This is a genomic window from Polaribacter sp. Q13 (genome assembly GCF_016858305.2).
Lineage (GTDB): Bacteria > Bacteroidota > Bacteroidia > Flavobacteriales > Flavobacteriaceae > Polaribacter.
The window spans coordinates 3202127-3217504 of record NZ_CP074436.1; the positions used below are offsets into that span (position 1 = coordinate 3202127).

General features: G+C 29.5%; 15 protein-coding genes. 9 read left to right on the forward strand and 6 right to left on the reverse strand.

The window, feature by feature from the left end:
- Positions 1 to 123: 123 nt before the first annotated feature.
- Entirely contained in the window at positions 124 to 1182 is a 1059-nt protein-coding gene (locus tag JOP69_RS13435) for a glycosyltransferase (protein ID WP_203393279.1), read from the forward strand.
- Here the strand turns inward: JOP69_RS13435 and JOP69_RS13440 are convergent.
- Together JOP69_RS13440 and JOP69_RS13445 are read right to left on the reverse strand one after the other, a co-directional pair.
- The gene (locus JOP69_RS13440) at positions 1147 to 2187 is read right to left on the reverse strand and encodes a cell wall metabolism sensor histidine kinase WalK (RefSeq protein WP_203393278.1); all 1041 of its coding nucleotides are present in this window, start codon (positions 2185 to 2187) and stop codon (positions 1147 to 1149) included. The two genes, JOP69_RS13435 and JOP69_RS13440, sit on opposite strands and share 36 nt — an antisense overlap.
- 10 nt (positions 2188 to 2197) lie before the next feature.
- The gene (locus tag JOP69_RS13445; protein WP_203393277.1) at positions 2198 to 2896 is read right to left on the reverse strand and encodes a response regulator transcription factor; all 699 of its coding nucleotides are present in this window, start codon (positions 2894 to 2896) and stop codon (positions 2198 to 2200) included.
- A gap of 253 nt (positions 2897 to 3149) precedes the next feature.
- Between JOP69_RS13445 and JOP69_RS13450 the strand changes: the two genes are divergently transcribed.
- Both JOP69_RS13450 and JOP69_RS13455 read left to right on the forward strand, forming a co-directional pair.
- The gene (locus JOP69_RS13450) at positions 3150 to 3920 is read left to right on the forward strand and encodes a T9SS type A sorting domain-containing protein (RefSeq protein ID WP_203393276.1); all 771 of its coding nucleotides are present in this window, start codon (positions 3150 to 3152) and stop codon (positions 3918 to 3920) included.
- Between the two features lie 94 nt (positions 3921 to 4014).
- Entirely contained in the window at positions 4015 to 4731 is a 717-nt protein-coding gene (locus JOP69_RS13455; RefSeq protein WP_203393275.1) for a 3'-5' exonuclease, read from the forward strand.
- A gap of 208 nt (positions 4732 to 4939) precedes the next feature.
- Here JOP69_RS13455 and JOP69_RS13460 read toward each other — a convergent pair whose 3' ends face one another.
- Positions 4940 to 6799, reverse strand: coding sequence for an ABC-F family ATP-binding cassette domain-containing protein (locus JOP69_RS13460; protein WP_203393274.1), 1860 nt, complete (start codon positions 6797 to 6799; stop codon positions 4940 to 4942).
- A 235-nt stretch (positions 6800 to 7034) separates the two neighbouring features.
- Here JOP69_RS13460 and JOP69_RS13465 point away from each other — a divergent pair, with 235 nt between their 5' ends.
- From JOP69_RS13465 to JOP69_RS13480, 4 genes are read left to right on the forward strand one after another with little or no spacing between them, the layout of a single operon-like run.
- Positions 7035 to 8051, forward strand: a complete 1017-nt coding sequence (locus tag JOP69_RS13465) for a sugar phosphate nucleotidyltransferase (RefSeq protein ID WP_203393273.1) — start codon at positions 7035 to 7037, stop codon at positions 8049 to 8051.
- Positions 8052 to 9035, forward strand: a complete 984-nt coding sequence (locus JOP69_RS13470; RefSeq protein WP_203393272.1) for a lipopolysaccharide assembly protein LapB — start codon at positions 8052 to 8054, stop codon at positions 9033 to 9035. It abuts the gene before it with no gap.
- Between the two features lie 2 nt (positions 9036 to 9037).
- On the forward strand, positions 9038 to 9808 hold the full coding sequence (locus tag JOP69_RS13475) for a DUF4292 domain-containing protein (RefSeq protein WP_203393271.1): 771 nt from the start codon (positions 9038 to 9040) through the stop codon (positions 9806 to 9808).
- The gene (locus tag JOP69_RS13480; RefSeq protein WP_203393270.1) at positions 9808 to 11052 is read left to right on the forward strand and encodes a murein hydrolase activator EnvC; all 1245 of its coding nucleotides are present in this window, start codon (positions 9808 to 9810) and stop codon (positions 11050 to 11052) included. Before JOP69_RS13475 ends, JOP69_RS13480 begins: the two co-directional genes overlap by 1 nt.
- A gap of 1 nt (position 11053) precedes the next feature.
- Here JOP69_RS13480 and JOP69_RS13485 read toward each other — a convergent pair whose 3' ends face one another.
- The 3 genes from JOP69_RS13485 to JOP69_RS13495 form a co-directional block, all read right to left on the reverse strand.
- Positions 11054 to 11557 (reverse strand): mechanosensitive ion channel domain-containing protein, encoded by a 504-nt coding sequence (locus tag JOP69_RS13485; protein ID WP_203393269.1) that lies wholly within the window; start codon positions 11555 to 11557, stop codon positions 11054 to 11056.
- 11 nt (positions 11558 to 11568) lie between these two features.
- Entirely contained in the window at positions 11569 to 12078 is a 510-nt protein-coding gene (locus JOP69_RS13490; protein ID WP_203393268.1) for an acyl-CoA thioesterase, read from the reverse strand.
- 74 nt (positions 12079 to 12152) lie between these two features.
- Entirely contained in the window at positions 12153 to 13064 is a 912-nt protein-coding gene (locus tag JOP69_RS13495) for an SPOR domain-containing protein (RefSeq protein WP_203393267.1), read from the reverse strand.
- A 96-nt stretch (positions 13065 to 13160) separates the two neighbouring features.
- On the opposite strand from JOP69_RS13495, the gene dprA reads away from it, so the two are divergent.
- A complete protein-coding gene (dprA, locus tag JOP69_RS13500) occupies positions 13161 to 14261 on the forward strand; it encodes a DNA-processing protein DprA (protein WP_203393266.1) in 1101 nt (366 codons plus the stop codon).
- A gap of 20 nt (positions 14262 to 14281) precedes the next feature.
- On the forward strand, positions 14282 to 15349 hold the full coding sequence (locus JOP69_RS13505) for a hypothetical protein (protein ID WP_203393265.1): 1068 nt from the start codon (positions 14282 to 14284) through the stop codon (positions 15347 to 15349).
- The last annotated feature ends 29 nt before the right edge of the window (positions 15350 to 15378 follow it).

Below are 15378 nucleotides of genomic sequence, written 5' to 3' on the forward strand. Positions count from 1 at the left end.
TTGAGCGGAGTCGAAAGATTATATCTTTTTTTCAGAAAAAGAAAAAAAGGATGCCGTTTCAATCCTTAACGCACTTGTTTAAAAGCAACTGTTTTATTCGAGTTTTTTAGTGATTATTAAAAAATGAAAGCGATCCAAAAGAAAATAATAATTGCACCTTTAAATTGGGGTTTAGGCCATGCAACTCGTTGTGTGACTATTATAAAAGCATTATTAGAAAATAATTATATTCCAATTATCGCATCAGACGGTAATGCTTTAACCTTCTTAAAAAAAGAGTTTCCGAACTTAGAATATTTAGAAATCCCAGCTTATAATATTTCTTACCATAGAAATTTAAAGTTGGGATTACTTTTGCAAATACCTAAAGTTTTAAAAGCAGTTAGAGAAGAGCGTAAAATTATCAATGATTTTATACTTAAAAATAAAGACGTTGTCGGTCTTATTTCAGATAATAGATTCGGAGTAAGAAGCTCGTTAGTTCCTTCTGTTTATATTACACATCAAGTAAATGTTTTATCTGGCAGTACTACTTTTTTAACATCCTATTTTCATCAAAAAATAATTAAAAAGTTTGATGAGTGCTGGGTTCCCGATAATAAAGATTCTGAGTTTTCAGGAAAACTATCATCAACCAAAAAAAATCTGAATATAAAGTTTATTGGAGTCTTAAGTAGGTTTAAAAAAGAAGAATTAACTCAAAATATAGCTGTTTTAGTCATTTTATCTGGATTAGAGCCCAACAGGAGCTTTTTAGAAAATAAATTGATATCAGCTTTTAAAAACGATTCTAGAAGTATAGTTTTTGTTTTAGGGAAAGTAGTAGCAACTCAAAAAAGTTGGATTTCAGAAAATAATACTTTTTACAATTATTTGCTTTCAAACGATCTGCAAAAGTTAATCAATTCTAGTAAAATTGTTATTTGTAGATCTGGTTATTCCTCTATTATGGATTTGGCGGTTTTAGGTAAAAAAGTGTTTTTTATTCCTACAGAACATCAGCAAGAGCAAGAATATTTGGCGTCATTTTTAGAACAAAAAAAGTATGCTCCATTTTCTGAAATGAAAGATTTTGTAAAAGAAGATATTTCTAAAACGGAAATTTATAAAGGTTTAAAAACGACTGAAACGATATTAGGTTCAGGTTTATTTAGGCTTTTCGAGCGTAAAAGAAAACTCTGATCCTTCTCCATATGTACTTTTTAATAAAATGGTTTCGTTATGAGCTTCTATAATGTGTTTAACAATAGATAAACCTAAGCCAGAACCACCTTGTTCTCTAGATCTACTTTGGTCTACTCTGTAAAAACGTTCAAAAAGTCTAGAAAGGTGTTGTGGCTTAATGCCTTCTCCATTATCTATCGTTTTAACAATAAACTTATTTTCATTATAGCTTTCTACGGTAATTATAGTTGTGCCATTGGGTTTACCGTATTTAATAGAGTTAACGACTAGGTTTATTAAAACTTGTTCAATTTTTTCTATATCAGCCTTAACAAAAAGCGGAAACTCATAAATTCTATCAAACTTTAATGTAATATTTCTCTTTTTAGCTTTCATTTCAAACATGTCAAAAACATTTTGTACAAGTTCTAAAATATTAAAGACGTCTTTATTTAGTTTCATACCATCGTTTTCTAATTTGGCAATCATATCTAAATCTTTAATAACAGCAACTAGCCTTTCTACGCCTTTATTAGCTCTTTCTAGGTATTTTGTTCTAATTTCTTTATCGTTGGCAGCGCCTTCAATTAGGGTTAAAATATAGCCTTGTACAGTAAATAAAGGCGTTTTAAGTTCGTGCGCAACATTTCCTAAAAAATCGCGTCTAAAAGAATCTCTTTCTGTTAAGCTTTTTATTTCTAATCTTTTACCTTCTACAAATCGTTGCATTCTTTTAGAAAGTTTTTCAATATCTGTAGTTACAGAGTCTCTACGTAAATCGTTTACATCTAAAATAGAAACGTCTTCATATATTTTTTTAAGACGTCTATAAATAAAGTGTTCTGTTCTATATTGAATAATAAAAAATGAAATTACAAAAAGTACTACAATAGATAAAAGTATAGCGCTAATACCTAAATGATTTGTGAAAAAATAATAAGATACAGCTGCAATTGTAACAGTTAATAGCGTTAAATAAACTGCAGACCAAAGTGCATAAGAATATGTTTTTTTAAATTTCATTAAGGCAATTTTAATGCTCTGCGCCTTCTAAAACAAATTTATAACCAACACCTTTTACGGTTTTAAAGTGATCGTCACCAATTTTTTCACGCAGTTTTCTAATGTGTACATCAATAGTTCTACCACCAACAACAACTTCATTTCCCCAAACAGTATCTAAAATAACTTCTCTTTTAAAAACTTTACCTGGTTTAGAAGTTAATAAAGAAAATAATTCAAACTCTTTTCTTGGTAGAGATATTCTTTTTCCGGCCTTGTAAACTACATATTCATCTCTATCTATAACAATGTCACCTATTTTAAAGGTTTCTTCGCTATCTTTTTCTGTTTTTAATCTACGTAAAAGAGATTTTACTTTGCTTATTAAAACTTTAGGTTTAATAGGTTTTGTAATATAGTCATCTGCACCAGCTTCAAATCCAGCTACTTGAGAGTAGTCTTCGCCTCTTGCTGTTAAGAAGGAAATGATAACATTTTCTAATGTTTTTACTTTTCTAATTTTTTCACAAGCTTCTATTCCATCCATTTCTGGCATCATAATATCTAATAAAATTAGATGTGGAATATTTTTTTTAGCAGATTTTACAGCCTCAAGACCATTGGTTGCTGTAAATATTTGATAGCCTTCGTTTTTTAAATTATAACCTACAATTTCTATAATATCTGGCTCATCATCAACCAATAAAATTTTAATATCACTTTTATTCATAAATGGATTTAAAAACTATGTAAGTTCAAAAATAGTAATAATTATTTGACTATAACGATTCCTTAACAATCATTTAATGTAGAAGGATTCTGTTAACGTTAATCTAATGTATGTGAATCTAGTTGTTTAAAATTCAATATTTTGACTTATTTGTTATGTTAACTCTAAATTAATTTGTTATGAGGTGTGATTAATTTAATTATTTATATTTTTACGTATATAACTTAAAAAAAATTACATTTTTACTTTATTAATGACACTTTGCTTAACAGGAGTTTCTTTTGGACAAGAAATGCTTTTAAACGGAGGTTTAGAAAATTGGGATGATGATACATCTCCAACAAGTTGGACAAAAGCAGAAAACACAACTAAAGAGGCTACGGAGATACATGGTGGTTCTTTTTCAGCAAAGCATGTAGGAGGTACAAAAGATCTATCTCAAACAATTACTGGTGTTGTTGCTGGAGACAGCTATACAATTACACTTTGGTATAAAGTTGATGTAGAAACAGACGGAACAGATATACGTATTTGGTCTTATTGGAAAGACGCAGGTAATAGTTCTATAACAGATGAGGCTACAGATGATAAAATAAGAGGAGGAGATAATTCTAATGGTTATTTAAGTAATAACTTTGGTAGTTGGGCTAAATATGAGGTTACAGTAACTGCCCCAGCAGGTGCAGAAGCATTTTATTTCGAATTAAGAACTTATAAAGGTGTTACGGTTTATTGGGATGATTTATCATTTTTCCACAACGCTACTGCATCAGTAAAAAATAATGCAATAGAAGGTTTTGCAACATACCCAAACCCAATTACAGATAAAAAGTTTACAGTTTCTAGTAGCAGTTCAGATACTAAACAGGTAGCTGTTTTTAGTGTTATTGGTAAAAAAGTGTTTTCTACTTCTTTTTCTGGTTTAAAGAAAAATTTAGATGTATCCGGAATTAATTCTGGTGTTTATATTTTAAAAGTTACAGAAGGAGCTAAAACATCAACAAAAAAATTAGTGATTAGATAATTTCTAAACTCATTTTTATTTATAAAGCCTCGAAATTAATTCGAGGCTTTTTTATTTTTAGTATCTTTCTAGGTGAAAAAGAAAATATATTGCTATGAATTTACCTTTAAAACTAAATGATGTCCTGTTTTTGGATATTGAAACGGTTCCTGAATACGAAAATTGGGAACAGCTGTCTAAAGAAACACAAGAGCTTTACGCAAAGAAAACACTGTATCAACGTAAAGAAGATACTACGGCAGCAGAATTTTATGAACGTGCCGGAATTTGGGCAGAGTTTGGGAAAATAATCTGTATTTCTGTGGGGTATTTTGTAGATGTAGAAAATATAAAACAATTGCGTTTAACTTCTTTTTATGGTGATGATGAGCATCAACTTTTAATTGATTTTAAGGTTTTATTGAACAAGCATTTTACGAAGAAAAGCAACGTTTTATGTGCGCATAATGGTAAGGAATTCGATTTTCCGTTTATTGCCAGAAGAATGATTGTACATCAAATAGATTTACCTAATAAATTAAATTTATTTGGCAAGAAACCGTGGGAAGTTCCGCATATAGATACTTTAGAATTGTGGAAGTTTGGAGATTATAAACATTATACCTCTCTAAAATTATTAACGTCTATTTTAGGAATTCCATCTCCTAAAGATGATATTGATGGGAGTGAGGTTGCTGATGTGTATTATAAAGAAAAAAACATACAAAGAATTGTAACGTATTGCGAAAAAGATACGATTGCAGTGGCTCAAATTTTATTGCGTTTTAACAACCAAAAATTATTAACAGATAAAGATATTGTAAGTGTTTAGTTGTTGCAAGGAGATTCATTGAGAAACTAAGCGACACGGAAAGAAAATAAAAAAAAATTTCTGCAAGGTTTCAAAAATCTTGTAGGTATTTAAGCTATTTACTATAACAGCTACAAGGTCAAAAAAAAAGACCTTGCAGGTGAATAAAATTTATTTCATTCTGCAAGGTCTCTACACAGTTTATCGGTGAATCTCTGTGCAATAATTTTTAGTCTTCTAATTTCATAGAAAGCTCTAACCAACGTTCTTCTTTTTGCTCTAAATTAGTGATCGTTTCTTGTAGCTCTTCAGATTTTTTGGCAATATCATCAGGAGCAATTTCTACATTTAAAAACTGCTTTTCAATGGTTTCTTTTCTTCTTTGAAGTCTTTCAATATCACCTTCTAAAGCACCAAATTCTCTTTTTTCATTAAAACTTAAAGTGTTTTTAGTTGCTTTTTTTTCAACCTTTTTTTCTATTAGTTTGGGTACAATTTCTGTTAATGCAGAGCCATCATCATAGGCTCTGAAATCTGAGTAATTTCCTGGGAAATTTTCTACAATTCCTTCACCTCTAAAAACAAATAGTGCGTCTACAATTTTATCCATAAAATACCTGTCATGAGAAACTACTAAAAGGTTTCCTGGGTAATCTAATAAGAAGTTTTCTAACACATTTAAGGTTACAACATCTAAATCATTTGTTGGCTCATCTAAAATTAAGAAATTCGGATTCTGAATTAAAACAGCACATAAATACAAACGTTTTTGCTCACCTCCAGATAGTTTTTCTACAAAATCATATTGTTTCTTTTTATCAAACAAAAAGCGTTCTAATAATTGTGAAGCAGAAATTTTTCTTCCTTTTGTTAAAGGTATAAATTCTCCAAATTCTTTAACAACATCAATTACTTTTTGCCCCTCTTTTATGTTGATTCCTGCTTGGGTATAATAACCGTATTTTACGGTTTCACCCAAAATGACTTTACCAGAATCTACAGGTGCAGTTTCTGTAATGATATTTAGAAAAGATGATTTTCCTGTTCCGTTTTTACCAATAATACCAACACGTTCTCCACGTTTAAAAACATAATCGAACCCATCTAAAATTTTCTTATCTCCAAAAGATTTAGATACTTTATGAAGCTCAAGAATTTTACTTCCTAAACGCTCCATGTTTATTTCTAATTGAACTTGATGATCTTGTCTACGCTGATGCGCTTTTTCTTTTATTTGATAAAAATCATCTGTTCTAGATTTAGACTTTGTAGTTCTAGCCTTTGGTTGCTTTCGCATCCATTCTAATTCTTTTTTAAATAAACTTTTGGCTTTTCCTAAATTGGTAGCTTCTAAAGCTAAACGTTCTTCTTTATTTTGTAAATAATAAGAGTAATTCCCTTTGTATTTATATATTTTACCTTCATCTAATTCTAAAATTTCGTTACACACACGTTCTAAGAAATAACGGTCGTGGGTAACCATAAATAATGTAATTTTTTCTTTGGCAAAGAAAGCTTCTAGCCATTCAATCATTTCTAGGTCTAAATGATTTGTTGGCTCATCTAAAATTAATAAATCGGGTTTATTAATTAAAACAATGGCTAAAGACAAACGTTTTCTTTGTCCTCCAGAAAGCGCACCTACTTTTAAAGTTAAATCGTCTAATTTTAATTTAGATAAAATTTGTCTGTATTGCGTTTCAAAATCCCAAGCATTGTAATGCTCCATTTGCTCAAAAGCAGCTTGGTAGGCATCTGTATCATCTAGGTTTAATAAAGCTTTTTCGTATTGATTAACAATAGAAAGAATTTTATTATCCGTTGCAAATATGGTTTCTTCTATGGTTAACTCAGCATTTAAGTTATCCTTTTGAGCCAAGTAAGCAATAGAAATTCCTTTTCTACTTACAACTTGTCCGGAGTCTGGAACATCTAAACCCGCAATAATATTTAAGATAGAGGTTTTTCCACTTCCATTTTTAGCTACGAAAGCAACTTTTTGATCTTTACTAATTCCAAAAGAGATGTCTTCAAACAAGATACGTTCTCCATAAGATTTAGAGATATTTTCAACTGATAAATAATTCACAGAAATAATTTTATTTTTGCAAAGAAACAAAAAACCCAAGCGTTAACTTGAATTTTTGGGGTCATTTAATTTATTAGAAACATTTCTTGGCTGTTTTTGTGTAAAATAGGTTGTATTTTGAAGTAAATTAAGGTAGCTTTTAATGACTTAAAATAGTAGTGTTTCATGAAAATCTAATTTTTAGGGTCTCTTAATTAGTGTTATATTGCAGTCATATTATCAATAAAATTAAAACATGAAAATTATAGTACCAATGGCCGGAATTGGGTCTCGTTTAAGACCACATACATTAACAGTTCCAAAACCTTTAACAGTAATTGCAGGAAAACCAATTGTACAACGTTTAGTAGAAGATATTGCTTCTGTTATTGATGAAAAAATTGATGAAATTGCATTTGTTATAGGTACTACAGCCAAAGGGTTTCCTACAGATACAGAAGCACAATTGTTAGAAATTGCTGCAGAGTTAGGTGCTAAAGGATCTGTTTATGTGCAAGAAGAAGCTTTAGGTACTGCGCATGCAATTTATTGTGCCAAAGAATCTTTAAGTGGGCCTTGTGTAGTTGCGTATGCAGATACTTTGTTTAAGGCAGATTTTACGTTAGATGTAAATGCAGATGGTGCAATTTGGGTAAGTAAAGTAGCAAACCCAAGTGCTTTTGGTGTTGTAAAATTACAAGATGGTATTATTACTGATTTTATAGAAAAGCCAAAAGATTTTGTTTCTGATTTAGCAATTATTGGAATTTATTATTTTAAAAGTGGCGATAAATTATTAGAAGAAATTCAATATTTAATTGATAACGATTTAAAAGAAAATAATGAATATCAATTAACAAACGTTTTAGAATCTCTAAAACAACAAGGCGCAAAATTTATTCCTGGAAGGGTAGATGCTTGGATGGATTGTGGTAAAAAAGATCCAACTGTAGATACAAACCACCAAGTTTTAGGTTTTGAGCATGCTGCAGGTAATAATTTAGTTGCTAAAGATGTTGTTTTAGAAAATTCAGAAATTATACAACCTTGTTTTATTGGAGAAAACGTAGTGCTTAAAAACACTAAAATTGGTCCTTATGTTTCTATTGGAGCCAATAGTATTGTAGAAAATTCTACTATTGTAAACTCATTGATTCAATCTAATGTGGCAATTTCTAATGCAGAATTAGACAATGCTATGATTGGTAACCATGCAAAATATAATGGTAAATATACTTCTGTAAGTATTGGTGATTATACAGAATTAATATAAATGAAGATTAGAATAGAGAATAAAGAGCATAGAATAAAGAGAGTTTGTAGTAGTAAGAATGCGCTCTTTTCTATGCTCTTTTTTCTTTTCTCTTTTTTTTCTTTTTCACAAGATAGTATACCAATTGCTAAGGATTTAACTGAAGAAAAAGAGTTAGATTTTCAGCAATTTTTTTTTAAAGCTTTGTCAGAAAAATCAATAGGTAATTATCAAAAAGCGATTGAGAATTTAGAAAGCAGTAACCAAATTATTAGTGATAATGTAGCTGTTTACTTTGAGTTTTCTAAAAATTATTTATTACTTAATAAAACTTTATTAGCAAAAGAATATGTAGAAAGGGCTCTTAAAAGTGAACCAAATAATATTTGGATGCTAAAACATTTGGTTAAGATTCATATAAAAGATAAAAACTTTTCTGAAGCTATAGCTATTCAACAAAAAGTTGTTGAGATTGATTTAAATGGACAAGAATTGTTGGTAAAGCTATATTTAAACAATAAAGAAGAAGAGAAAGCGATTACTTTAATGAATAGAATGCAGCAGATCAATGGACTTTCTTCATCTTTTCAAAAATTAAAAAGTAGTCTAGAAAAAAGAAAAAATAATCCGATAGTTGAAGAAAAAACAACTGATGTTGCCTCTGGCTCATTAGAAGATCAATTTAAAGCGAATAAATCCTATACCGTTTTAAAGCAACTATTATTAGCATCTAAAGATAAGCCTGAAATAGTTTTAAAGTATGCAGAGGAAGGAATAGCACTTTTTCCTGCGCAACCTTTTGTGTATTTAATAAAAGGAAAGACATTAAATTATCAGAAAAAGTATAAAGATGCGTTATTGAGTTTACAGAATGGTATCGATTTTGTAATAGAGGATGCGATGGAAGCAGATTTTTACAAAGAAATGGCAGCTTCTTACAAAGGTTTAGGTAATTTTATAGAGGAAAAAAAGTTTCTTGAGAAATCAAAAAAAATAAAAGAGTAAGAATGAGGTTTTTAAAATATTTTGTGGTCTTTACAATTGTCTTTACATCTTGTAAAACAAAAAAGAATTTAATAGATGCAAATAGTGTTGCTGTAGAAATGTCTGCAAAAAAAGTTGCTAGAAAACATATTGCATCTAATTTTGATAAAAAAACAGTAGACGCAAAGTTGAAAGCCAATTTTAATAATGGAAAATTAAAACAAAGTATTTCGGTTAGTTTAAAAATGATAAAAGATGAGGTAATTTGGTTAAAAGGGACTAAATTTATTACGGTCTTTAAAGCTAAAATAACACCAACAACCGTAAGTTATTATTCTCCTTATGCTAAAAATTATTTTGAAGGAGATTTTACAATGTTAAAAAAGTTATTGGGGACAGATATTAATTTTAATCAGCTTCAAAATTTATTATTGGGGCAGTCTTTAACTAATGTAAAAGAGCAAAAACAAAATGTTATTATAGAGGGTAATTCATATGTTTTATCGCCAGAAATACAAGCAAGTTTATTCGATATTTTCTTTTCTGTAAACCCTTCGCACTTTAAATTAGACAAGCAATCTATTGTAAATTCAGTAAAAAAGCAACGTTTAGATATTTTTTACCCATCTTATAAAGTGGTTGATGATACTGTTTTTCCATCAGAAATTAATATAAAAGCGAAACAACCAGGTAAATTTACAGACATCGATTTTATTGTGAAATCTGTTGAGTTTAATAAAGATATAGATGCTTCTTTTTCAATTCCTAAAGGGTATAAGCAAATTAAATTATAGTGAAAAGTAGAAAATTTTACATATCCGTTTTTATTTTATTTTTAAGTGTTTTTTCTGTTTTTGGGCAAACAAGAAAACAACTAGAGGAGCAGCGTAAAAAACTTAATTATGAAATTAAGCAGGTAAATTCGTTACTTTTTAAAGAAAAGAAAAAAGTAAATAATGCGCTAGAAGACTTAAATGATTTAAATAGAAAAATAAGTATTAGGGCTAAATTAATTGCTACAATTAACTCAGAAGCTAGAATTTTATCAAAAGAGATTCGTGTTAATGAAACAGAGTTAAAGGAATTAAGAAAGAAGTTAGCAGATCTAAAAGAAGATTATGCAGATATGATTTTTAAATCATACAAAAGTAAATCTCAACAAAGTAGAATGATGTTTTTACTTTCTTCACAGAATTTTCATCAAGCCTATAAAAGGTTAGAGTATATGAAGCAGTATACTGATTTTAGAAAAAAACAAGGAGAAGAGATTGTGCATCACTCAAATGAAGTACAAGCTGTAAATGATTCTTTATTAGTTCAAAAAGCCTTAAAAGACAAATTAATAGTGTCTGAAAAGGATCAAAAAAAGGAAATTGAAGTTGATAAAAAACATCAGGAAAAATTATTAGCTACCATCAAGAAAAAAGAAAGTAGTTATAAAAGAGAGCTTCAAAGTAAGGTAAAAGCAGAGAAAAGAGTTACTGCCCAGATAGATAGGAAAATTCGAGAAGAAATTGAACGCGCCAACAGAATAGCAAGAGAAAAATTAAAGAACGCGCCAACGAAACCAAAGTCTGTTAAAAAGAATGAGTTTATTTTAAGTCCGGAAGCGAAGGCTTTGGCAACAAAATTCGAGCTAAATAAAGGGAAATTACCTTGGCCAGTAAGCGAAGGTATTGTGGTTAGAAAATTTGGTAAACAGCCTCATCCATCATTTCCGGGGATTACTGTAAACGGCACCGGTTTGCATATTGTTACTAAGCAAGGGCAAGATGCGCAAGCTATTTTTAACGGAAGCGTGTTAAATGTTTTGGTAAGTGCAGATGGTAGAAAAAATGTTTTAATTCAGCATGGTAATTATATTTCATCATACAATAATTTAGAAAAAACGTATGTTAAGAAAGGAGATACTGTTGTGACAGGTCAAAAAATTGGTCAGATTTTTACGGATAAAGTTTCTAAAAAAACAAAATTAATCTTTGTGTTATTTAAAAATACAACACGTTTAAACCCTTCTTCTTGGATTTTAAGAAGGTAATTTAATTGTCTGGTTGTGGAGAATATTTAATATTTTTTTGAAGAATAATAGCGTTCGGTAGTGTAATTAATTCTTTTTCTGGTGTTCTTAAAGTGATAAAAAATGCGCCAATATCTCTAATTTCACCCGTAATATTATTGTCTTTTTCTAAAATTGTTATGGTATCACCAATTTTTACAGGATAGTTTATAAATAAAATTAAGCCTGCTGTAATGTTAGAAAGTATAGACCATTGTGCAAAAAAAGCAATACCTAAAATAGTTAAAAAAGAAGAAACGTAAACGAGTAGTTGTTTTTCATCAACACCCCAAATAAAAGAGATAACAACAATTATAGTGATATAAATAAGTACAGAAACAATTTTATTAGTTACTATAATTCTAGCTTTTTGAAATCCGAATTTTGTTTGAATTTTCTTTAAAGAATTGGTAATTAATAAACGTGTTAAAACGGCAGTTATAAAAATTGCAATTGAGTAAATGATTTTATATTTGTACAACTCCATTGTTCTTTTATTTAATTAAATAATGCTTTTAAAGCAGTGGCATCTCCTGGTTTTAGTTTTCCGGCTAAAACTAAACTTAATTCTTTACGTCTTAAAGCACCTTCATAACGTGTTTCTTCTAAATCTGTTTCTGGTCTAACTTGAGGAATAACAACTGGTTTTCCGGTATCATCTACCGCTACAAAAGTATAAATACCTTCGTTTACTTTAGTTCTAGATCTAGATTGCCTGTCTTCTATCCAAACATCTACATAAATTTCCATAGAGGTGTTAAAGGCTCTAGAAACTTTAGCTTCTATAGTTACCACACTCCCTACAGGGATTGCTTTGTTAAAGGCAACATGATTTACAGATGCAGTAACAACAATTCTTCTAGAGTGTCTTTTTGCAGCAATACTGCAGGCTCTATCCATTCTTGCTAATAATTCTCCACCAAAAAGGTTGTCTAAATAATTAGTTTCACCGGGTAATACTAAATCAGTAAGTATTGTTAAAGATTCTTTTGGCGTTTTTGCTTCCATCAAAAAATATTTTTTGCAAAGATAGCAATCGCTTATTTAAAAAAGAGTTTTAAAATTGTTAAAGAAAATTGGAATTAATCTAATTTTTCAATCAGTAACCAAGCATCTTTAGAAGTTGTTTTTTGAATCTTATAAAGGTTGTTTGTAGCTTCATTACGGTCAGAATAACTGTTAAAAGTAACCTGAGTAAGTCCCCATTTGTTAACGCCAATTATTTTAGCATTATATCCTTTTGCTTTTAATTCATCAACTTTTTTTTGTGCATTTTCTGCAAATTGAAAAGCACCGGCAATAATGTGGTATGGTTTTGCTATTTCTTTAACAACGTTTAAGTTAATAGTTGGTAAAGGATTAGAAATAACAAAAGTTGCAGACTGTATTTTTTTCTGAATAGCTTTTTCTTGATTTGCTAAGTTTACTTTTTGTTGATTATTTTCATAACCACTATAACCCGCAAAGCCTAATGTTAATAAAATTGCGGCAGTTGCAGCGTATTTTATAAATGCAGGAATTCCTTTTTTATCTTCTTTTATAGAAACAGGAATTAAAGGTTTTACTTGTTCTTTATATCTAGAAATAGCAGAAGATGTTACGGTGTCTAAACCAAAAGACGCTGTTAAATAGTTAACGGCCATGTTAGGTTCAAAAATAATTTGTTTTTCTTCATTTAAAGATAACACACCCAAATTATCAATTTGTACCGAGCTAGATTGTAGTTCATTTTGCCATTTAATTACAGACAATGAAATAGCAGTAGATGCTTTTTCAAAAGAAATGTTTTCGGCAGAAGCAATATAATTAGCTAATAAACCATCGTTATGTTTTAACAAACTATTAAACGTAACCTGTTTAGTAGGTGGAGTAAAAGTATGTGTAAAATTATTGGCTTTTGCACCAATTCTATTGGTTACAAATCCTCCAAAATCTGGTACAATTACGCAATCGTATCTGTAAAGTAAATCGTTTATGTAAGTCGCTAAATTCATTGCAACAAATATAGAAATTATGGTGTTTTGTAAAACAATTTCTTAACAATTTTATCAACAAATATTTTATATATTGGTATTCAAATTGTTACCATATTGAAAGAAGAAAAATTATTAGCGGTCTTAAGATTACAAAAATGCAAAGCTGTTGGCGATATTTTGGCCAAAAAGCTCATTGTAAACGTGGGTGATGTAGAGCAGGTGTTTAAAGAAAAGTCAGCAATACTCTCAAAAATTAACGGAATAGGTGGTCACGCTTTAAAACATTTGTTTGATGCAGAAAACATAGAATTAGCGCAGCAAGAGTTAAAATATATTCAAGATAATAATATCTCTTACACTTATTTTTTAGATGATGATTATCCTAAAAACCTACAACATTGTATGGATAGCCCCATATTATTGTTTAAAGATGGAAACTTAGATTTTTCTAATCAAAGAATTATTTCTATTGTAGGTACTAGAAACATAAGTTCTTATGGTAGAGATTTTTGTAATCAATTAATTAAGGAACTAGCGGTTCATAATCCTATTATTGTAAGTGGTTTTGCATACGGAGTAGATATTTGTGCGCATAAAGCGGCAATAGAAAATAATTTACAGACTATTGCTGTTTTGGCACATGGTTTTGAGCAAATTTATCCGAAGGTTCACAAAAAATATATCAATCAAGTAAATGAAAATGGAGGGTTTTTAACTGAATTTTGGAGTGAAGAAGCACCGTTGAGAGAAAATTTTTTAAAACGAAATAGAATTGTTGCAGGTATTTCTAAAGCAACCATTATTGTAGAATCTGCATCAAAAGGAGGTTCATTAGTAACGGCAGATATTGCAAATTCTTATAATAAAGATGTATTTGCGGTACCGGGTAGAACTACCGATATTTACAGTAAAGGTTGTAATAATTTAATTAAAAATAATAGAGCTCATTTGCTAACCTCAGCAACAGATATTGTAAAAATGTTAAATTGGGATGTTCAAGAAAAATCGAAAACAATTCAGAAACAATTGTTTGTAGAACTCAATGAAAACGAGCAAAAAATTCATGATTTATTACACGATAAAGGGAAACAATTATTAGATGTTATTTCTTTAGAATGTAATATTCCTATTTATCAATTATCATCCATTTTATTGCAATTAGAATTAAAAGGAGTTACAAAACCTTTACCCGGAAAGATGTTTGAACTTGCTTAATATTGTCTATTTTTGAAACTATGAAGCCAGAAAGAAAATTAATGTCTAAAAAAAAACCAACATTTCCTGTTAATGAGATGTTGAGTGATTATTTAAAAAAATATAAAAGGAATGTAAAAATTCCAATTTTTTATGATGATTTATTGCGTTTTCAAGGCTCGGTAACTGTGTATGATAAAAATGATGAAGACACACTTTGGATACGTACTTATTATTCTGAATGGGATCGAGTAGAAATAGACAATAGTTTAAAGAAAATATACATGATGTTGCTTTCTGATGGAAGTGATGCGACACTACCTTTTTTAAATGTAGATGCCATAGATTTCTGTACGTTTGGGAATTCTAAACCCTTTAGAATTAAAGTAAGAAATATTTTAAATGATAATTTTACCTATTTCTATGTAAAAAAAGCAGATGCTTCTCGTGTGTACGGTTTAGAATTAGAACACATATTATCTCCGCATAATATCAATTTTTTGGTGTATAAAGACACGTTAATAGAAGAGCATATTGTAGGAATTCCGGGAGATGATTTTATCAAAAACTTCCTACCAAAATGTACAGAGTCAGAAAAATCTCAAATCGCCAAAGAATTTGTAAAGTTTAAAGAACGTTGCTTGGTACGTTTGCTAGGAGACATGCGTTCTTACAATTATGTGGTTACGCCAACACACGATTTTTTTAGCATCATTTATAAGATTAGGGCCATCGATTTCGATCAACAATCTTTTGAAGGGAATTTAAAAGTTTACAACCTACAATTTATGAAGGAAAACTTTAAAATGGTAGAAATGGTAAGTAAAAAGTTACAAAATAGTTCTATAGAACAATACAAAATAGAAGAACGCTCCTTTATGGCAAAACGTATGATTACAGCGCCAAGAAGAACAGAATTTTTAATAAGATGTATGAAAAACGATACCATTTCTTATCCAGAAAATGTAGCGTTATTAAAGAAGCAATTAATGAAATATGTGGGAGATGTAAAGTTTAAAGACTGTACTAATATGGGAGAAATCTTAGAAGCCATTCTTTCTTTTGTGAAACGTAATTATTTAGACATTAGTAATAAAGAATTGTTTTAGAAGCTATTTCCAGCTTTCCGTTATATCTT

Excerpts from the sequence above, each read along its gene's own strand:
- JOP69_RS13465 (WP_203393273.1), top strand. The coding sequence starts at position 7,035 with ATGAAAATTATAGTACCAATGGCCGGAATTGGGTCTCGTTTAAGACCA.
- JOP69_RS13475 (WP_203393271.1), top strand. The coding sequence starts at position 9,038 with ATGAGGTTTTTAAAATATTTTGTGGTCTTTACAATTGTCTTTACATCT.
- JOP69_RS13435 (WP_203393279.1), top strand. The coding sequence starts at position 124 with ATGAAAGCGATCCAAAAGAAAATAATAATTGCACCTTTAAATTGGGGT.
- JOP69_RS13445 (WP_203393277.1), bottom strand. The coding sequence starts at position 2,896 with ATGAATAAAAGTGATATTAAAATTTTATTGGTTGATGATGAGCCAGAT.
- JOP69_RS13440 (WP_203393278.1), bottom strand. The coding sequence starts at position 2,187 with ATGAAATTTAAAAAAACATATTCTTATGCACTTTGGTCTGCAGTTTAT.
- JOP69_RS13450 (WP_203393276.1), top strand. The coding sequence starts at position 3,150 with ATGACACTTTGCTTAACAGGAGTTTCTTTTGGACAAGAAATGCTTTTA.
- JOP69_RS13455 (WP_203393275.1), top strand. The coding sequence starts at position 4,015 with ATGAATTTACCTTTAAAACTAAATGATGTCCTGTTTTTGGATATTGAA.
- JOP69_RS13470 (WP_203393272.1), top strand. The coding sequence starts at position 8,052 with ATGAAGATTAGAATAGAGAATAAAGAGCATAGAATAAAGAGAGTTTGT.
- JOP69_RS13490 (WP_203393268.1), bottom strand. The coding sequence starts at position 12,078 with ATGGAAGCAAAAACGCCAAAAGAATCTTTAACAATACTTACTGATTTA.
- JOP69_RS13495 (WP_203393267.1), bottom strand. The coding sequence starts at position 13,064 with ATGAATTTAGCGACTTACATAAACGATTTACTTTACAGATACGATTGC.
- JOP69_RS13505 (WP_203393265.1), top strand. The coding sequence starts at position 14,282 with ATGAAGCCAGAAAGAAAATTAATGTCTAAAAAAAAACCAACATTTCCT.
- JOP69_RS13485 (WP_203393269.1), bottom strand. The coding sequence starts at position 11,557 with ATGGAGTTGTACAAATATAAAATCATTTACTCAATTGCAATTTTTATA.